This is a genomic window from Bacillus thuringiensis, from assembly GCF_001182785.1.
GTDB lineage: Bacteria > Bacillota > Bacilli > Bacillales > Bacillaceae_G > Bacillus_A > Bacillus_A thuringiensis_S.
Genome location: NZ_CP012099.1, coordinates 69,349 through 87,500, shown reverse-complemented (window position 1 = coordinate 87,500; position 18,152 = coordinate 69,349). Strand labels below are relative to the sequence as shown.

The window sequence follows — 18,152 nt, the reverse complement described above, 5'->3', positions numbered from 1 at the left end:
CCGCGACCCCAACCTTGGCAAGGTTGTATTCTACCACTGAACTACTTCCGCAAGACATGTTTGAGATATTTTATTAAAAGTGCGGGTGAAGGGAGTCGAACCCCCACGCCAAAGGCGCTAGATCCTAAGTCTAGTGCGTCTGCCAATTCCGCCACACCCGCATATTTCATTAAAATGGTGAGCCATGAAGGATTCGAACCTTCGACCCTCTGATTAAAAGTCAGATGCTCTACCAACTGAGCTAATGGCTCTCGTAATTAAAACTGGTGCCGACTAGAGGACTTGAACCCCCAACCTACTGATTACAAGTCAGTTGCTCTACCAATTGAGCTAAGTCGGCTAAATGGTGGAGGATGACGGGATCGAACCGCCGACCCCCTGCTTGTAAGGCAGGTGCTCTCCCAGCTGAGCTAATCCTCCGTTTGCCTGGCAACGTCCTACTCTCACAGGGACAAGGTCCCAACTACCATCGGCGCTAGAGAGCTTAACTTCCGTGTTCGGTATGGGAACGGGTGTGACCTCTCTGCCATCATTACCAGACTATATTCATTTAAGACAAGAATTATTGTAACTCATTTAACTTCTAAAGTCAACAAGTTTTTTTATATTCTTTCAAAACTAGATAACATTGCTACATATTATATGGTTAAGTCCTCGATCTATTAGTATTCGTCAGCTCCACATGTCACCATGCTTCCACCTCGAACCTATCAACCTGATCATCTTTCAGGGATCTTACTAGCTTACGCTATGGGAAATCTCATCTTGAGGGGGGCTTCATGCTTAGATGCTTTCAGCACTTATCCCTTCCGCACATAGCTACCCAGCTATGCCCTTGGCAGAACAACTGGTACACCAGCGGTGCGTCCATCCCGGTCCTCTCGTACTAAGGACAGCTCCTCTCAAATTTCCTACGCCCACGACGGATAGGGACCGAACTGTCTCACGACGTTCTGAACCCAGCTCGCGTACCGCTTTAATGGGCGAACAGCCCAACCCTTGGGACCGACTACAGCCCCAGGATGCGATGAGCCGACATCGAGGTGCCAAACCTCCCCGTCGATGTGGACTCTTGGGGGAGATAAGCCTGTTATCCCCGGGGTAGCTTTTATCCGTTGAGCGATGGCCCTTCCATGCGGAACCACCGGATCACTAAGCCCGACTTTCGTCCCTGCTCGACTTGTAGGTCTCGCAGTCAAGCTCCCTTATGCCTTTGCACTCTACGAATGATTTCCAACCATTCTGAGGGAACCTTTGGGCGCCTCCGTTACACTTTAGGAGGCGACCGCCCCAGTCAAACTGCCCACCTGACACTGTCTCCCGGGTCGATAAGACCCGTAGGTTAGAATTTCAATACAGTCAGGGCGGTATCCCACCAGCGCCTCCACCGAAGCTAGCGCTCCGGTTTCAATGGCTCCCGCCTATCCTGTACAAACTGTACCAAAATTCAATATCAGGCTACAGTAAAGCTCCACGGGGTCTTTCCGTCCTGTCGCGGGTAACCTGCATCTTCACAGGTACTATAATTTCACCGAGTCTCTGGTTGAGACAGTGCCCAAATCGTTACACCTTTCGTGCGGGTCGGAACTTACCCGACAAGGAATTTCGCTACCTTAGGACCGTTATAGTTACGGCCGCCGTTTACTGGGGCTTCAGTTCAGAGCTTCGCTTACGCTAACCCCTCTCCTTAACCTTCCAGCACCGGGCAGGTGTCACCCCCTATACTTCGCCTTACGGCTTCGCAGAGAGCTGTGTTTTTGCTAAACAGTCGCTTGGGCCTATTCACTGCGGCTTTCCGTTAAGAAAGCACCCCTTCTCCCGAAGTTACGGGGTCATTTTGCCGAGTTCCTTAACCAGAGTTCTCTCGCACACCTTAGGATTCTCTCCTCGCCTACCTGTGTCGGTTTGCGGTACAGGCACCTTTTATCTCGCTAGAAGCTTTTCTTGGCAGCGGGGAATCAAAGACTTCGCTCCATAAGGAGCTTCCCCATCACAGCTCAGCCTTCACGATAAGCGGATTTGCCTACTTATCAGCCTAACTGCTTGGACGTGCACAACCAATCGCACGCTTCTTCTATCCTTCTGCGTCCCTCCATTGCTCAAACGATAAAGAGGTGGTACAGGAATATCAACCTGTTGTCCATCGCCTACGCCTGTCGGCCTCGGCTTAGGTCCTGACTAACCCTGAGCGGACGAGCCTTCCTCAGGAAACCTTAGGCATTCGGTGGACGGGATTCTCACCCGTCTTTCGCTACTCATACCGGCATTCTCACTTCTAAGCGCTCCACCAGTCCTTCCGGTCTGACTTCACTGCACTTAGAACGCTCCCCTACCACTGATACCATTGGTATCAATTCGCAGCTTCGGTGGTGTATTTAGCCCCGGTACATTTTCGGCGCAGAGTCACTCGACTAGTGAGCTATTACGCACTCTTTAAATGGTGGCTGCTTCTAAGCCAACATCCTAGTTGTCTAAGCAACTCCACATCCTTTTCCACTTAATACACACTTTGGGACCTTAGCTGGCGATCTGGGCTGTTTCCCTCTTGACTACGGATCTTATCACTCGCAGTCTGACTCCTAAGGATAAGTCATTGGCATTCGGAGTTTGACTGAATTCGGTAATCCGATGAGGACCCCTAGTTCAATCAGTGCTCTACCTCCAAGACTCTTACACTTAAGGCTAGCCCTAAAGCTATTTCGGGGAGAACCAGCTATCTCCAGGTTCGATTGGAATTTCTCCGCTACCCACACCTCATCCCCGCACTTTTCAACGTGCGTGGGTTCGGGCCTCCATTCAGTGTTACCTGAACTTCACCCTGGACATGGGTAGATCACCTGGTTTCGGGTCTACGACCACGTACTAAACGCCCTATTCAGACTCGCTTTCGCTGCGGCTCCGCCTCTTCAGCTTAACCTCGCACGGGATCGTAACTCGCCGGTTCATTCTACAAAAGGCACGCCATCACCCATTAACGGGCTCTGACTATTTGTAGGCACACGGTTTCAGGATCTCTTTCACTCCCCTTCCGGGGTGCTTTTCACCTTTCCCTCACGGTACTGGTTCACTATCGATCACTAGGGAGTATTTAGCCTTGGGAGATGGTCCTCCCAGATTCCGACGGAATTTCACGTGTTCCGCCGTACTCAGGATACATTCAAGAGAGAACGAAGTTTCGACTACGGGGTTGTTACCCTCTACGACGGACCTTTCCAGGTCGCTTCGTCTACCTCGTTCCTTTGTAACTCCGTATAGAATGTCCTACAACCCCAAGAGGCAAGCCTCTTGGTTTGGGCTATGTTCCGTTTCGCTCGCCGCTACTCAGGAAATCGCATTTGCTTTCTCTTCCTCCAGGTACTTAGATGTTTCAGTTCCCTGGGTCTGTCTTCCATACCCTATGTATTCAGGTAAGGATACCATACCATTACGTATAGTGGGTTTCCCCATTCGGAAATCTTCGGATCAAAGCTTACTTACAGCTCCCCGAAGCATATCGGCGTTAGTCCCGTCCTTCATCGACTCCTAGTGTCAAGGCATCCACCGTGCGCCCTTTCTAACTTAACCAAACTAAAATTAAAAAAATATGAGCTACACTGTTATCTAGTTTTCAAAGAACATACATTTATATATGAGAGATAGTTCTCTCAAAACTGAACAAAACGAAACACGGAAACTTATATTGATGAACAGCGTTCATCAATTCTCCATAGAAAGGAGGTGATCCAGCCGCACCTTCCGATACGGCTACCTTGTTACGACTTCACCCCAATCATCTGTCCCACCTTAGGCGGCTGGCTCCAAAAAGGTTACCCCACCGACTTCGGGTGTTACAAACTCTCGTGGTGTGACGGGCGGTGTGTACAAGGCCCGGGAACGTATTCACCGCGGCATGCTGATCCGCGATTACTAGCGATTCCAGCTTCATGTAGGCGAGTTGCAGCCTACAATCCGAACTGAGAACGGTTTTATGAGATTAGCTCCACCTCGCGGTCTTGCAGCTCTTTGTACCGTCCATTGTAGCACGTGTGTAGCCCAGGTCATAAGGGGCATGATGATTTGACGTCATCCCCACCTTCCTCCGGTTTGTCACCGGCAGTCACCTTAGAGTGCCCAACTTAATGATGGCAACTAAGATCAAGGGTTGCGCTCGTTGCGGGACTTAACCCAACATCTCACGACACGAGCTGACGACAACCATGCACCACCTGTCACTCTGCTCCCGAAGGAGAAGCCCTATCTCTAGGGTTTTCAGAGGATGTCAAGACCTGGTAAGGTTCTTCGCGTTGCTTCGAATTAAACCACATGCTCCACCGCTTGTGCGGGCCCCCGTCAATTCCTTTGAGTTTCAGCCTTGCGGCCGTACTCCCCAGGCGGAGTGCTTAATGCGTTAACTTCAGCACTAAAGGGCGGAAACCCTCTAACACTTAGCACTCATCGTTTACGGCGTGGACTACCAGGGTATCTAATCCTGTTTGCTCCCCACGCTTTCGCGCCTCAGTGTCAGTTACAGACCAGAAAGTCGCCTTCGCCACTGGTGTTCCTCCATATCTCTACGCATTTCACCGCTACACATGGAATTCCACTTTCCTCTTCTGCACTCAAGTCTCCCAGTTTCCAATGACCCTCCACGGTTGAGCCGTGGGCTTTCACATCAGACTTAAGAAACCACCTGCGCGCGCTTTACGCCCAATAATTCCGGATAACGCTTGCCACCTACGTATTACCGCGGCTGCTGGCACGTAGTTAGCCGTGGCTTTCTGGTTAGGTACCGTCAAGGTGCCAGCTTATTCAACTAGCACTTGTTCTTCCCTAACAACAGAGTTTTACGACCCGAAAGCCTTCATCACTCACGCGGCGTTGCTCCGTCAGACTTTCGTCCATTGCGGAAGATTCCCTACTGCTGCCTCCCGTAGGAGTCTGGGCCGTGTCTCAGTCCCAGTGTGGCCGATCACCCTCTCAGGTCGGCTACGCATCGTTGCCTTGGTGAGCCGTTACCTCACCAACTAGCTAATGCGACGCGGGTCCATCCATAAGTGACAGCCGAAGCCGCCTTTCAATTTCGAACCATGCAGTTCAAAATGTTATCCGGTATTAGCCCCGGTTTCCCGGAGTTATCCCAGTCTTATGGGCAGGTTACCCACGTGTTACTCACCCGTCCGCCGCTAACTTCATAAGAGCAAGCTCTTAATCCATTCGCTCGACTTGCATGTATTAGGCACGCCGCCAGCGTTCATCCTGAGCCAGGATCAAACTCTCCAATAAAGTTAGTTTGTCTAGCATCTAAAAATAAAAATTGACGTTTCACGTTGTTTGTTTCGTTCAGTTTTCAAAGAACTACGTTGTCGCTCATAAGCGACTTTATCAATATAACATTCTGTTATATTTTCGTCAACAACTTTTTTCAATAAGTTGTTTTTCGTTTGTTTTGCTTGTTACCTTTCGTGGCAACGGATATAAATATACCAGTTTAATTATTAAAATGCAATAGTTTTTCTAATAAAATTTTTAACTTAGTAAAAAAGTATAAAAACAGCACATTTCTTCTATATAAATATAATTTCTCGCACCATCAAGATCTATTATACCCACGCAACTCATACTCAAATAAAAAAAGCTTTGGAGAAATCTCCAAAGCTTAGTCTTGTTTATGGCGCATAGCAGGGAATAATAATACATCACGAATAGATGGTGCATTTGTTAATAACATAACTAGACGATCAATACCAATTCCTAACCCACCCGTAGGAGGCATACCGTACTCAAGAGCTTCAATATAATCGTCATCCATCATATGAGCTTCGTCATTACCTTGTTCGCGCTCTTTTAATTGCGCTTCAAAACGTTCTTTTTGATCGATTGGATCATTTAACTCAGTGAATGCATTTGCATGTTCACGTGCAACGATAAATAATTCGAAACGATCTGTGAATCGTGGATCTTCGTCATTCTTTTTCGCAAGTGGCGAAATTTCTACCGGATGACCGTAAATAAATGTTGGTTGGATTAATTTATCTTCTACTTTTTGTTCGAAGAATTCATTTATAATATGACCAACTTCCATTGTATCTTTAATTTCTACATTATGTTCTTTTGCAAGCTCACGCGCTTCTTCTACACTCATTGGATTCCAGAAATCCGCTCCAGAGTGTTGCTTAATCGCATCTACCATATGAAGACGTGTCCATTCTGGTTCTAGATTAATTTCATAATCACCATATTGGATTGTTGTTGTACCCAATACTTTTTTGGCAATATGAGCAACCATGTTTTCTGTTAGTTTCATAATATCATTATAATCAGCGTACGCTTCATATAATTCAATCATCGTAAACTCAGGGTTATGACGAGTTGATACACCCTCATTACGGAATACACGGCCGATCTCATAAACTTTTTCTAATCCGCCCACAATAAGACGTTTTAAATGAAGTTCAATTGCGATACGCATATATAATTCCATATCTAACGCATTATGATGCGTAGTGAAAGGACGAGCAGACGCTCCACCTGCAATCGCGTGCATCATAGGCGTTTCTACTTCAAGATAACCGTTATCATCTAAATATCTTCTCATTTCACGAATGATTTTACTACGAGTAACAAATGTTTCACGACTTTCCATACTTGTAATTAAGTCTAAGTAACGTTGACGGTATCGTTGTTCAACATCTTTTAATCCATGATATTTATCCGGTAATGGACGAAGAGATTTCGTTAAAAGCGTAAATCCTGTTGCTTTTACTGAAAGTTCTCCAACGTTTGTTTTGAACACTTTACCTTCAATACCTACTAAGTCACCTAAATCTGCTGTCGTAAATAACTCGTACTCTTCATCTCCAACAGTATCTTTGCGAACGTAAATTTGAACTTGTCCATGTAAATCTTGAATGTGCGCGAATCCAGCTTTTCCTTTACCGCGTTTTGTCATAATACGACCAGCGATAGAAACAGTGATTCCTTTCTCTTCTAATTCTTCTTTAGAGAATTCTCCATATAGACTTACTAAGTCGGTTGTTGAATTTGTGCGTTCAAATCTTTTACCGAACGGATCGATTCCTTGCTCACGTAAATTATGTAGCTTTTCACGACGAACAAGCAATTGGTCGTTTAATTCTTCGTGGTTCATGTTATCCATGATATTGATATCACTCCAGCTCTATTAATTTTTACAATATATACAGTATAGCATTTTCTACTCAACTAGAAAAACTGCCAGCAACTAACTGGCAGTTCTTCTTTCTTTCACGTAATTATAGGAAGTGTGTAGAAGAATGTCAATCTTCTCCGTCCCCCTATTAACCAACGTAAATTGTTTGTTGTTTCGCCTCTACTTCTTCTACAAATGCACCTAATACATTCGCAAGGTCTTCACGTGTGTTGCAAGTATTGATGCCATTACGCACACTTGCATTACCACGAACACCTTTTAAATACCAAGCTGCATGCTTTCTCATCTCTCTTACAGCAACATTTTCGTTCTTTAAATCGATAAGGCGATCTAGATGTAACATACATACATCAATTTTCTCACGCACTGTTGGTTCCGGCATTAATTCACCTGTCTCTAAATACTTTACCGTTCGATAAATCATCCATGGATCCCCAAGAGCTGCACGGCCAATCATAACACCATCTACACCAATCTCATCAATCATACGCTTCGCATCTTGCGGTGTTTCGACATCACCATTTCCGATAACTGGGATATTTACAGCTTGCTTTACTTGTTTAATGATATCCCAATCCGCTTTTCCTTCATACATTTGCACTCGCGTACGTCCGTGAACCGCCACAGCTTGTCCACCAGCACGCTCAACAGCTCTAGCATTTTCTATTGCGAAAATATGTTCTTCATCCCAACCGATACGCATTTTAACCGTAACCGGCTTTTCAACAGCATCTACAACCGCAGCTACCATTTCATATATTTTATTTGGGTCTAAAAGCCACCTTGCCCCCGCATCACATTTAACAATTTTCGGTACTGGGCAACCCATATTAATATCAATAATGTCTGCTGTCGTATATTTATCTACGTATTTCGCAGCATCTACAAGAGTTTCTTTCTCTCCACCGAAAATTTGTAAACTTAATGGTTTTTCTCTCTCATCGATATATAACATATCTAATGTTCTTTTGTTATTAAGCAATATTGCCTTATCACTTACCATTTCAGCACAAACTAAACCTGCACCAAATTCTTTCACTGTTAAACGGAATGCAGAGTTACACACTCCCGCCATCGGTGCTAATACAACCGGATTTTTCATCTCAATATTTGCAATCTTTAACAATCAACCTACTCCTTCCTGCACAGTCACTTTGGCATTAATTCATCTATCGAAACATTTAATGCCTTAGCAACTTCTACTACAAAATCTTGAGAAGGCGATCGATTCCCTCTCTCAACTTCACCTAAAACAGATACAGATACCCCTAATTCTTTAGCAAAACCTTCTTGCGTGTAGCCTTTTAGCTTTCGAAAAGCACGAATGCGTCTTCCCCATTTTTCTGCTTCCATACCGTTACTCCCTCTCGCCTTTTCATTTCTTCTACTTGTGAACGTGAAATGTTTTGTTTTATATTTTGGTTAATCTCTAACAACGGAACGATAACAAAAGCTCTTTCAAACATCCGCGGATGCGGAACAATAAGATTCTCTGCTTCAATATTTTCTTGATTATAAAGTAAAATGTCAAGGTCGATAGTCCTTGGCCCCCACCTAATTTCCCTTTTTCTTCCTAGGTCATTTTCTACTTTTTGTGTTACTTTCAATAATTCTTGCGGTGATAAATTGGTAGAAATTTTTATAACTAAATTTAAAAAACAACTTTGGTCAGTATAGCCAACTGGATCAGTTTCATACACTGACGAAACATCATCAACTTGAATATACGGACTTTTATTTAAAAACTGAATCGCTTCAGTTAAATACGTATAACGCTCTCCAATATTTGACCCTAATGCAATGTACGCTATATTATTCATGGACGTTCTCTCGTAATTTCTACTGCTACAGCGCGATAATGGCCCGGTATCGGCGGATCCGGTTTAATTACCTTAATTGTACACCGTGAAATACTTCCATATTGCTTTAATATGTCTGAGGCAATATTTTCAGCGATACTCTCTACAAGCTTATACCTTCTATCCTCGACAACTATTCTACATAATTCAAAAAGCTCTCCATAATTGACCGAATGCTCTAAGTCATCACTTTCTCCCGCGCGTTTTAAATCTATTTCCACCGTTAAATCAACTTTAAATCTCTGCCCTAATTTATTTTCCTCTGGGAATACACCATGATAACCGTAAAACTCCATATCATGGATATAAATTTTATCCAATTACTTTACCCCCTTACCAATCATTGCATCCATCATCTTAGCCATACGCGCCATTTCTTTCACATCATGGACACGAACAAACTCACAGCCCTTTTCAATACCAAGACAAACAGTAGCTCCCGTTCCCTCAAGACGTTCCTCTACTGGCAAATCTAATACGTGCCCAATAAAGGACTTTCTCGAAGTACCTAAGAGAACCGGATAACCTAGCACATTTAACTGTTCTAAATTACGCATCGCCTCTAAGTTTTGCTCAGGTGTTTTAGCAAAACCGATACCTGGATCTAAAATAATATTCTCATCTCGCACACCAGCATTTTTAGCAATTTTAACACTGTCATACAAATCAGCAATCATATCGGCCATTAAATTACGATAATTCATATTATCGCGGTTATGCATTAAAATGATAGGTACATCATAATGGGCTGCGACTTCAGCAATTTTCGGCTCCGCCTTCGCTCCCCAAATATCATTAATAATATGAGCACCAGCCTCAATTGCTTGCTTTGCAACTTCAGCTTTATATGTATCGATAGATATAGGCAATTTCACCTCTTTTGAAACTGCTTGAATCATCGGGACAACTCGCTTTATTTCTTCTTCTACTGATACTTTAGCAAAACCCGGGCGAGTAGATTCGCCACCAATATCAATAATATGAGCACCTTCACCTTGCATTTCTTTTGCGTGACGTACCGCAGCATCTACCTCGTTGTAACTCCCACCATCAGAAAACGAATCTGGTGTTACATTTAAAATCCCCATAATTAATGTCTTTTCATTTAAATTCAATGTATATTCGCCGCAGCGTAAATCATAATCCCACTTCAAACTACACATCTCCTCTTCGTAATTCATTTCTGCTCCACAATTTCTCTCTCTGCATTCCATAAAGATACATTAAACTTTTTGTAACCACTCCCACTTTCCCCGGGAAATCCTGCGCTTCTATACGATAAAGCGGAACAATTTCTTGAATTGAGTTTGTTACAAAGACTTCATCTGCTGAAAGTAATTCATCTTTTGTAAAGAAACCTTCATTTACTTCTATATTCAATTCTTCAGCACTTTTTATAATAAACGCACGAGTGATACCATTTAAAATTCCTGTTTCTAACGAAGGTGTATATAAAACATCACCTTTCACAAAAAAGAGATTCGAAACAATACCCTCTGCAACATAACCTGCTTCAGTAAGGAAAATACCTTCCCTGCTCACAACATTTCCAATTTCACGCTTCCCTAAAATATTATTTAAATAATGATGAGACTTCAGACGAAATGCTCCTTCTGGTGTATTTCGCACTTGTTTTAAAATAACCCCTTCTTTTTCTACTACATCTTCTGGAGCTGTTAAAGGTTTTATAAAAACAATAACCGAAGGCTCTTCATACATTTCCGTTTGCAATCCTATTTCATCTACACCCGCCGATACATTAAAACGTACATACGCATGTTCCAATTCATTCTTAGCGAGTAGATTCTTCAAAATAAGCATCACGTCATCTTTTGTCATTGTCCATTTAATTTGCAATGTATCTAGCGCACCTATTAAACGGTTATAATGATCATCTAACAAAAAAGGATGACCATTATAAATACGAAATGTCTCAAAAACCCCCAGCCCATATAAATAGCCATGGTCATAAGGAGAAATTCTCGCTTCACTTGCTTCTACATACTGGCCATTTACGTAAATTAACATAATGTCGCACTTGGACTGTATTTACGAATGAAATTCTGCAACAACTCTTTCCCATGAGAAGTCATAATAGATTCCGGATGGAATTGTACACCCTCTATCGGCAGTGTCTTATGACGAATCGCCATAATTTCCCCTTCCTCTGCCCAAGATGTTACCTCTAAACAATCTGGCAATGACTCTTTCTTAACAATCAGGGAATGATAACGCGTTGCAGTAAATGGATTAGGAACATCTAAGAAAATCGTTTTCCCATCATGATGCATAAGCGACGTTTTTCCATGCATTAATCGCTCTGCACGAACAACTTCTCCACCAAATACTTGCGCAATCGATTGATGCCCAAGACAAACTCCAAAAATCGGAATCTCCCCAGCAAAGTATTTAATAACTTCCATACTAATCCCCGCTTCATTAGGACTACATGGACCTGGCGAAATCATTAGAAAATCTGGTTTCATATTCTCAATATCTGCAATACTCACTTCATCATTACGCTTAACAACAAGCTCTTGTCCAAGTTCTCCAAGAAACTGCACTAAATTAAATGTAAAGGAATCATAATTATCAATCATTAATATCATTTCTCTCACCTAACCGTTTCTTCGCTACGTTCTTTTGCACGCCATAAAGCAATCGCCTTTTTTAACGACTCTTTATATTCATTTTCCGGATTTGAATCAATTACAATTCCCGCTCCCGCTTGTACATGAGCTTTTCCATCTTTAGCAAGAAGTGTTCTAATTACAATATTCAATTCTGTATCCCCAGAATAACCAATCCAACCGATTGAACCTGTATAAATCCCTCTACGGACAGGTTCTAATTCCTCAATTATTTCCATCGTACGGATTTTCGGGGCACCAGTAATTGTTCCACCAGGGAATACAGCTTTCACTAAATCGAAAGCATCCTTATCTTCTTCCACCTCACCACGCACATTGGAAACGATATGCATAACATGTGAATACTTTTCAATTACCATAAATTCATCGACTTCTACAGTGCCATATTTACAAACGCGCCCTAAATCATTTCGTTCTAAATCTACAAGCATTACATGCTCTGCTCTTTCTTTTTCGTTCTCAATTAATTCTCTTGCTAATTCTTCATCCTCTTGCTCATCCGCGCCTCTAGATCTTGTTCCAGCAATTGGTCTTGTACTTACTTCGGTTCCCTGTTTCTTAATTAACAACTCTGGCGATCCACTAACAATTTGAAAATCTCCAAGCTCCAAGTAACCCATATATGGCGATGGATTAATTTCACGAAGACTTGTATAAATTTCTAGTGGGTGTGTTTGTAACGTTCTTTCTTGTCTCGTCGACAAGTTTACTTGGAACACATCACCAGCACCAATATATTCTTGAATACATTCAACTGCCTTCATAAAGCTTGCTTCAGTAAAAGCAACTGCTTCACTTTTCTTTTCAGGACTTTCAAAAGGCACGGTCACTTCAGGCGCTTCTGTCGCCCAAAGACTCTTCCACTCATTTAACCGTTCTTTCGCCTCTTCATATTTATCTACATAATGCGTAATAATCCATAACACTTGTTCTTTTTGATCATAGACAAATACGTCGTCAAATAATAAAAAGAAGATGTCAGGTATATTAATATCATCTTCCGCAAGAGAAGGCAGCTTTTCAATATAACGGATACAGTCATAACTGAAATAGCCAATTGCACCACCTTGAAAAGGCGGATACTCTGGATTATAGTCTGTTTTCCATTGCTCCATATATTCTTGCATTAAATCTAATGGATTCCCTCGTTTTATTGTTTCCTTACCACTTTCACTTATATGTAACGTTTCATCCTTCCCTCGGATTACCGCTACCGGGTTCAGCCCTACAATGTTATAACGACCGCCACGGCCGCTTTCTAACAAAATATGTTGTGATTTACCCTGAGAAAGAAATTTATATTGCTTAAAGAAATCTAACTGATATGGAATAGAAAGCGCTAAAGATTTTCTTCGTTGCATATCAACACCCCGTCTTCTTTTATCCCACCCTCTTAGATGAACCAGCTCAAACTACATAAGTTATTTATATAGAGATTGATTATACTCGAAGGCTAGTGAAAATAAATTAATTATACTACCTCTTATTTTACATGAAGTTTTCTAGTCATTCACTCTTTTCCTATTTCCAATCCAAAAAGAAAAAGCATCCTTTTTCAAGGATGCTTTTTCAATCGCGTTTAATTATGATTCAAATTGATAAAGTGGTGTACTTAAATAACGTTCGCCGTTACTTGGGATAATAACAAGTACCTTTTTCCCCTTACCTAACTTTTGCGCAATTTCTGTTGCTGCATAAATAACTGCGCCTGAAGAGATACCAACTAAAATACCTTCCTCTTTAGCCACTCTTCTCGCATATTCAAATGCTTGCTCTGTTTTCACTTGAATAATTTCATCATATACTTCTACATCCAATGTCTCTGGAACAAATCCCGCCCCAATTCCTTGGATTTTATGCGGACCCGGTTTCCCACCAGATAATACTGGCGAATCTGCAGGTTCTACTGCATAAATTTTAATACCTTCATATGCTTCCTTCAGCACTTCACCAGCACCAGTAATCGTTCCACCTGTACCAATACCTGCAATAAACGCATCTAATTGATCACCCATTTGTTCAACAATTTCTGGACCTGTTGTTAAACGATGAATTTGTGGATTTGATTGATTTTGGAACTGTTGCGGTATAAAGTAACCATGCTCTTTTGCTAATTCAGTTGCTTTACGAATTGCTCCACCCATTCCTTCAGGACCTGGAGTCAATACTAATTCAGCACCGTAAGCACGCAATAAATTACGACGCTCAATACTCATTGTTTCTGGCATTACTAAAATTGCATTATATCCTTTAGCAGCCGCTACCATCGCTAAACCAATTCCTGTGTTACCACTTGTTGGCTCAATGATTGTATCGCCCTCTTTTAACAATCCCTTTTTTTCAGCATCTTCAATCATAGCTAGTGCAATACGATCTTTAACGCTGCTCCCCGGATTCATAAACTCTAGTTTTAAGTATATATCTGCGCTATCTGATTCTACGATGCGGTTCAACTTAACGATCGGCGTTTTCCCGATTAATTCTGAAACTGATTGTGCCACTCGCATTCCTGTCACTCCTAACACCGAGTATTTTTATTGGTTTTATCTATATTTAGATTTTGTCAGAAAATTCCCTGTTTGTCAATCTCTTCGGAGGGTTAATCCCCTTATTACAAATTCTCAATTAAATTTGTAATATCTTCTTTAGAGAACTTGTATCGTTCATTACAGAAATGACAATGAACTTCTGTCTCTTCTTCTTCTTCACGAATTTGCTCTAACTCTGTTTTACCTAAACTAATTAACACACTCTCGATACGTTCACGTGAGCAAGTACAATTAAATTGAACATCCATTGTTTCCAATACTTTTACTTTATCTTCTCCAAGGACTGCGTATAGTAGCTCTTCTGGAGAAAGACCTTGTTCGATCAATGTTGATACAGGCGGGATTTTTTGCAAACGATCTTCAATAAATGAAATTGTTTCTTCCTGTGCGCCCGGCATAATTTGAAGGATAAATCCACCCGCCGCTAATACGCTGTCATCTCCATTTACAAGGACACCCACACCAACAGAAGAAGGCGTCTGCTCAGAAACTGCGAAATAATACGTGAAATCTTCCCCTAGTTCTCCCGAAACGATTGGAGATTGACCGATAAACGGCTCACGCATACCAATATCTTTAATTACTGTTACAAACCCTTCTGTACCTACCGCTTGATATACACGTAATTTCCCTTGTTCCGTTCCTTCAAAATCAACATGTGGATTCGTTACATAGCCACGTACATCTCCATTTGCATGAGCATCCACTAAGATAGGGCCAATCGGTCCATTACCTTCTACCTTGATCGTTAACTTTTGATCACCTTTTAACATCGCACCCATCATTGTACCTGCAGTTAAAGAACGACCAAGTGCCGCCGAAGCTGTCCTCCATGTATCATGACGTCTTTGTGCCTCACTTACTGTATTTGTTGTACGTACACTATACGCACGTACTTCTCCATCAAACGCTAACGCTTTTACTAAATAATCTTTCATACGTATTTATTCACCTTTCTCATGCTGTAAATTTGCATTACGCTCATATAACATATATAAGCCTTTTAACGTTAAAAATGGATCTACAATATCAATTACATTCGATTCTTCTGAAATTAATTTCGCCAATCCACCTGTTGCAATAACTCTCGGTTCTTGTTTAGCTTCCTCTTTCATACGCTTAACAATACCTTCCACTTGTCCTACATAACCATAAAGAATACCTGATTGCATCGCACTTACTGTATTCTTCCCAACAACACTGCTCGGTTTTGTAATTTCAATACGAGGAAGTTTTGCCGCCCTACTATATAAAGCCTCTGCTGAAATCATAATTCCTGGCGTAATAACTCCACCCATATAATGCTTTTCTTCGTTAATATAACAATATGTAGTAGCCGTACCAAAATCAACAATAATAAGCGGACTTCCATACAAGTGGATTCCTGCTACTGCATTTACAATTCGGTCTGCGCCTACTTCACGTGGATTTTCATATTTAATATTTAGCCCCGTTTTTATTCCAGGCCCTACTACAAGCGGTTTAATTTTAAAATATTTTTCACACATACGTTCTAAAGCGAACATAATTGGTGGTACGACCGAAGACACAATAATACCTTTCACATCTTCAAACGAAAGACCCTCATGATCAAGTAACTGTTTTACAAGCATTCCATATTCATCTTCTGTCTTATGACGATCTGTTTCCATGCGCCAATGCTGACGAAGTTCCCCCTCTTCAAACACGCCTAGTACAGCATTTGTGTTCCCTACATCCAATACAAAAATCATATTCTCACCACTTATCTTATTTAATCTATATTTGTGTAGTATGTATAAAACTTATAAAAACATCATATCACACATACCTATATAATCAGCTTTCCTATCCTCATCATTTTACAAAAAGATTGCTCTCTATTTCAATTTTTAATACCAGTTTTACTTAAATTACTTTATCCACTAAACTCTCAATAATAATTAATAAAAATCTTAACAAACAAAAAAGGAGTGACAATAGTCACTCCTTCATTTCTTACTTATCTTCTTTATCTTCTTTATCTTCATCGTCTTTCTTCATATTGATGTTTACTTTCACATCATCTGAAGATGTTGGACGCTCAGGTAATCTGCCATAATCATATAAATGATTAATTTGCTCTGCATCTAATGTTTCTACTTCAAGTAACGTTTTCGCGATAATATCAAGCTTATCTCGTTTTTCAGTAAGAATTTGTTTTGCACGAGCATAACAGTCTTTAATAATTGTTTGCATTTCCACATCAATTTCATGTGCGATTGCATCACTGTAGTTTTGTTCTGAATGGAAGTCTCTTCCTAAGAATACTTGACCACCTTGTGAGCTACCAAATTGCATCGGTCCAAGCTTATCACTCATACCGAATTCCGTAACCATACGTCTTGCAATACCAGTCGCACGTTGGAAGTCGTTGTGAGCACCTGTACTTGCTTCACCAAATACAATTTCCTCAGCTACTCGACCACCAAGTAAACCAGTGATTTTATCAAGTAACTCTGGCTTTGTCATGAAGTAACGATCTTCCTTCGGAAGCATTACCGCATATCCACCAGCTTGACCACGAGGGACAATTGTTACTTTATGAACGACATCAGCTTCATCAAGAACAACACCAATTACAGTATGGCCCGCTTCATGGAAAGCAACGATATTACGTTCTTTTTCAGAGATAACACGACTTTTCTTAGCTGGACCTGCGATAACACGATCCGTTGCTTCATCGATATCACTCATATCAATTTTCTTCTTATCTCGACGTGCAGCTACTAAAGCAGCTTCGTTTAATAAGTTTTCAAGATCCGCACCAGAGAATCCTGGTGTACGAGTCGCAATTGCTCTTAAATTAATATGCTCATCAAGCGGTTTATTACGCGCATGTACTTTCAGTACAGCTTCACGACCATTTACATCTGGACGATCTACTGTAATTTGACGGTCAAAACGACCTGGACGTAATAACGCTGGGTCAAGAATGTCTGGACGGTTTGTCGCAGCAATGATAATAATACCTTCGTTTGCACCGAATCCATCCATTTCAACAAGTAACTGGTTCAATGTTTGCTCACGCTCATCATGACCACCACCAAGACCTGCGCCACGTTGACGACCTACTGCATCAATTTCATCAATGAAAATGATACAAGGAGCATTTTTCTTTGCATTTTCAAATAAATCACGTACACGTGATGCACCGACACCGACAAACATCTCTACAAAGTCAGAACCACTGATAGAGAAGAATGGAACGCCAGCCTCACCTGCAACAGCACGTGCTAATAAAGTTTTACCTGTACCTGGAGGTCCAACTAATAGGACACCCTTCGGAATACGGGCACCAACTTCAGAAAACTTACGAGGGTCTTTTAAGAATTCAACTACCTCAACAAGTTCTTGTTTCTCTTCATCCGCCCCAGCAACATCTCTGAAACGAACTTTTTTCTTTTCATCATTATATAACTTCGCCTTACTTTTCCCGAAGTTCATAACACGGCTACCGCCGCCTTGAGCTTGGTTTAATAAGAAGAAGAATAAAATGAAGATGATGACAAACGGAATGATTGAAGTAAAGAATGTTACCCAAGCACTTGTTTCTTCTGCTGGTTGATACTTAACTTCGGCACCTTTCGCTTTATCATTGATTTTCTTTTGTAATTCCTCAGTATTTGGTGCATAAGTAACAAATTGTTCTCCTTGGCTAGAGTTATTGAATTGTCCTTTTACCTCAAATACACCATTTTTCGGTTGAAGTTGCACATTACGCACTTCACCGCTTTCTAGTTTAGTAATGAATTTGTCGTAGCTAACTGATGTCGTTTTTTGTGTCGAACCATTAAAATAGCTCACGATTCCAATTACTACTAAGAATATCAGTAAATAAAAGATGGTATTACGGAAGATACGATTCATTCCTAACCTCCTCTCACGGCATAAACACTATAGTAAA

General features: G+C 41.5%; 13 protein-coding genes, 5 tRNA genes and 3 rRNA genes (1 of these 21 running past the window's edge). All 21 read right to left on the bottom strand.

All coding sequences use genetic code 11. From position 1 onward, the window contains the following. Positions 1–51 (bottom strand) — tRNA-Gly (locus AC241_RS00470) (it extends 24 nt beyond the left edge of the window). A 29-nt stretch (positions 52–80) separates the two neighbouring features. Continuing rightward, positions 81–161: transfer RNA gene (locus tag AC241_RS00465), tRNA-Leu, on the bottom strand. 14 nt (positions 162–175) lie between these two features. After that, a tRNA-Lys gene (locus tag AC241_RS00460) sits at positions 176–251 on the bottom strand. Positions 252–264: 13 nt separating this feature from the next. Then, positions 265–340: transfer RNA gene (locus tag AC241_RS00455), tRNA-Thr, on the bottom strand. Positions 341–344: 4 nt separating this feature from the next. Next, a tRNA-Val gene (locus tag AC241_RS00450) sits at positions 345–420 on the bottom strand. 4 nt (positions 421–424) lie between these two features. Further along, positions 425–540, bottom strand: a 5S ribosomal RNA gene (rrf, locus tag AC241_RS00445). 102 nt (positions 541–642) lie between these two features. Beyond that, positions 643–3,564, bottom strand: a 23S ribosomal RNA gene (locus AC241_RS00440). A 146-nt stretch (positions 3,565–3,710) separates the two neighbouring features. Then, a 16S ribosomal RNA gene (locus tag AC241_RS00435) occupies positions 3,711–5,262 on the bottom strand. Together the 16S, 23S and 5S rRNA genes with 5 tRNA genes alongside form the textbook arrangement of a ribosomal RNA operon. A gap of 373 nt (positions 5,263–5,635) precedes the next feature. Beyond that, positions 5,636–7,135: a lysine--tRNA ligase gene (gene lysS, locus AC241_RS00430; protein WP_016079499.1), complete on the bottom strand. Its 1,500-nt coding sequence runs from the start codon at positions 7,133–7,135 to the stop codon at positions 5,636–5,638. Positions 7,136–7,295: 160 nt separating this feature from the next. Next, the gene (dusB, locus tag AC241_RS00425) at positions 7,296–8,294 is read right to left on the bottom strand and encodes a tRNA dihydrouridine synthase DusB (protein WP_016079500.1); all 999 of its coding nucleotides are present in this window, start codon (positions 8,292–8,294) and stop codon (positions 7,296–7,298) included. A gap of 23 nt (positions 8,295–8,317) precedes the next feature. After that, on the bottom strand, positions 8,318–8,521 hold the full coding sequence (locus AC241_RS00420; RefSeq protein WP_000387030.1) for a helix-turn-helix domain-containing protein: 204 nt from the start codon (positions 8,519–8,521) through the stop codon (positions 8,318–8,320). Then, the gene (gene folK / locus AC241_RS00415; RefSeq protein WP_016079501.1) at positions 8,473–8,988 is read right to left on the bottom strand and encodes a 2-amino-4-hydroxy-6-hydroxymethyldihydropteridine diphosphokinase; all 516 of its coding nucleotides are present in this window, start codon (positions 8,986–8,988) and stop codon (positions 8,473–8,475) included. The genes AC241_RS00420 and folK overlap by 49 nt, the downstream gene beginning before the upstream one ends. Next, positions 8,985–9,347 (bottom strand): dihydroneopterin aldolase, encoded by a 363-nt coding sequence (folB, locus tag AC241_RS00410; RefSeq protein ID WP_016079502.1) that lies wholly within the window; start codon positions 9,345–9,347, stop codon positions 8,985–8,987. Before folB ends, folK begins: the two co-directional genes overlap by 4 nt. After that, positions 9,348–10,208 (bottom strand): dihydropteroate synthase, encoded by an 861-nt coding sequence (folP, locus tag AC241_RS00405; RefSeq protein ID WP_016079503.1) that lies wholly within the window; start codon positions 10,206–10,208, stop codon positions 9,348–9,350. Next, positions 10,183–11,055: an aminodeoxychorismate lyase gene (pabC, locus tag AC241_RS00400; protein ID WP_043935433.1), complete on the bottom strand. Its 873-nt coding sequence runs from the start codon at positions 11,053–11,055 to the stop codon at positions 10,183–10,185. The genes folP and pabC overlap by 26 nt, the downstream gene beginning before the upstream one ends. Further along, positions 11,049–11,636, bottom strand: coding sequence for an aminodeoxychorismate/anthranilate synthase component II (gene pabA / locus AC241_RS00395; RefSeq protein WP_050842388.1), 588 nt, complete (start codon positions 11,634–11,636; stop codon positions 11,049–11,051). The genes pabC and pabA overlap by 7 nt, the downstream gene beginning before the upstream one ends. Positions 11,637–11,641: 5 nt before the next feature. Beyond that, the gene (pabB, locus tag AC241_RS00390) at positions 11,642–13,039 is read right to left on the bottom strand and encodes an aminodeoxychorismate synthase component I (RefSeq protein WP_016079506.1); all 1,398 of its coding nucleotides are present in this window, start codon (positions 13,037–13,039) and stop codon (positions 11,642–11,644) included. Between the two features lie 222 nt (positions 13,040–13,261). Further along, on the bottom strand, positions 13,262–14,185 hold the full coding sequence (gene cysK / locus AC241_RS00385) for a cysteine synthase A (protein ID WP_050842386.1): 924 nt from the start codon (positions 14,183–14,185) through the stop codon (positions 13,262–13,264). Between the two features lie 104 nt (positions 14,186–14,289). Next, complete coding sequence (gene hslO, locus AC241_RS00380) at positions 14,290–15,165, bottom strand: redox-regulated molecular chaperone HslO (RefSeq protein ID WP_000656367.1); 876 nt, start codon at positions 15,163–15,165, stop codon at positions 14,290–14,292. A gap of 6 nt (positions 15,166–15,171) precedes the next feature. After that, the gene (locus tag AC241_RS00375; protein ID WP_016079509.1) at positions 15,172–15,960 is read right to left on the bottom strand and encodes a type III pantothenate kinase; all 789 of its coding nucleotides are present in this window, start codon (positions 15,958–15,960) and stop codon (positions 15,172–15,174) included. A gap of 244 nt (positions 15,961–16,204) precedes the next feature. Further along, positions 16,205–18,115: an ATP-dependent zinc metalloprotease FtsH gene (gene ftsH, locus AC241_RS00370; RefSeq protein WP_016079510.1), complete on the bottom strand. Its 1,911-nt coding sequence runs from the start codon at positions 18,113–18,115 to the stop codon at positions 16,205–16,207. Positions 18,116–18,152 lie beyond the last annotated feature (37 nt).

What these genes read in the sequence shown, in the direction of transcription:
- pabC (WP_043935433.1), bottom strand. Translation starts at nt 11,055, where the DNA reads ATGTTAATTTACGTAAATGGCCAGTATGTAGAAGCAAGTGAAGCGAGA.
- folP (WP_016079503.1), bottom strand. Translation starts at nt 10,208, where the DNA reads ATGAATTACGAAGAGGAGATGTGTAGTTTGAAGTGGGATTATGATTTA.
- lysS (WP_016079499.1), bottom strand. Translation starts at nt 7,135, where the DNA reads ATGGATAACATGAACCACGAAGAATTAAACGACCAATTGCTTGTTCGT.
- AC241_RS00375 (WP_016079509.1), bottom strand. Translation starts at nt 15,960, where the DNA reads ATGATTTTTGTATTGGATGTAGGGAACACAAATGCTGTACTAGGCGTG.
- hslO (WP_000656367.1), bottom strand. Translation starts at nt 15,165, where the DNA reads ATGAAAGATTATTTAGTAAAAGCGTTAGCGTTTGATGGAGAAGTACGT.
- pabA (WP_050842388.1), bottom strand. Translation starts at nt 11,636, where the DNA reads ATGATATTAATGATTGATAATTATGATTCCTTTACATTTAATTTAGTG.
- AC241_RS00420 (WP_000387030.1), bottom strand. Translation starts at nt 8,521, where the DNA reads ATGGAAGCAGAAAAATGGGGAAGACGCATTCGTGCTTTTCGAAAGCTA.
- folK (WP_016079501.1), bottom strand. Translation starts at nt 8,988, where the DNA reads ATGAATAATATAGCGTACATTGCATTAGGGTCAAATATTGGAGAGCGT.
- pabB (WP_016079506.1), bottom strand. Translation starts at nt 13,039, where the DNA reads ATGCAACGAAGAAAATCTTTAGCGCTTTCTATTCCATATCAGTTAGAT.
- cysK (WP_050842386.1), bottom strand. Translation starts at nt 14,185, where the DNA reads ATGCGAGTGGCACAATCAGTTTCAGAATTAATCGGGAAAACGCCGATC.
- ftsH (WP_016079510.1), bottom strand. Translation starts at nt 18,115, where the DNA reads ATGAATCGTATCTTCCGTAATACCATCTTTTATTTACTGATATTCTTA.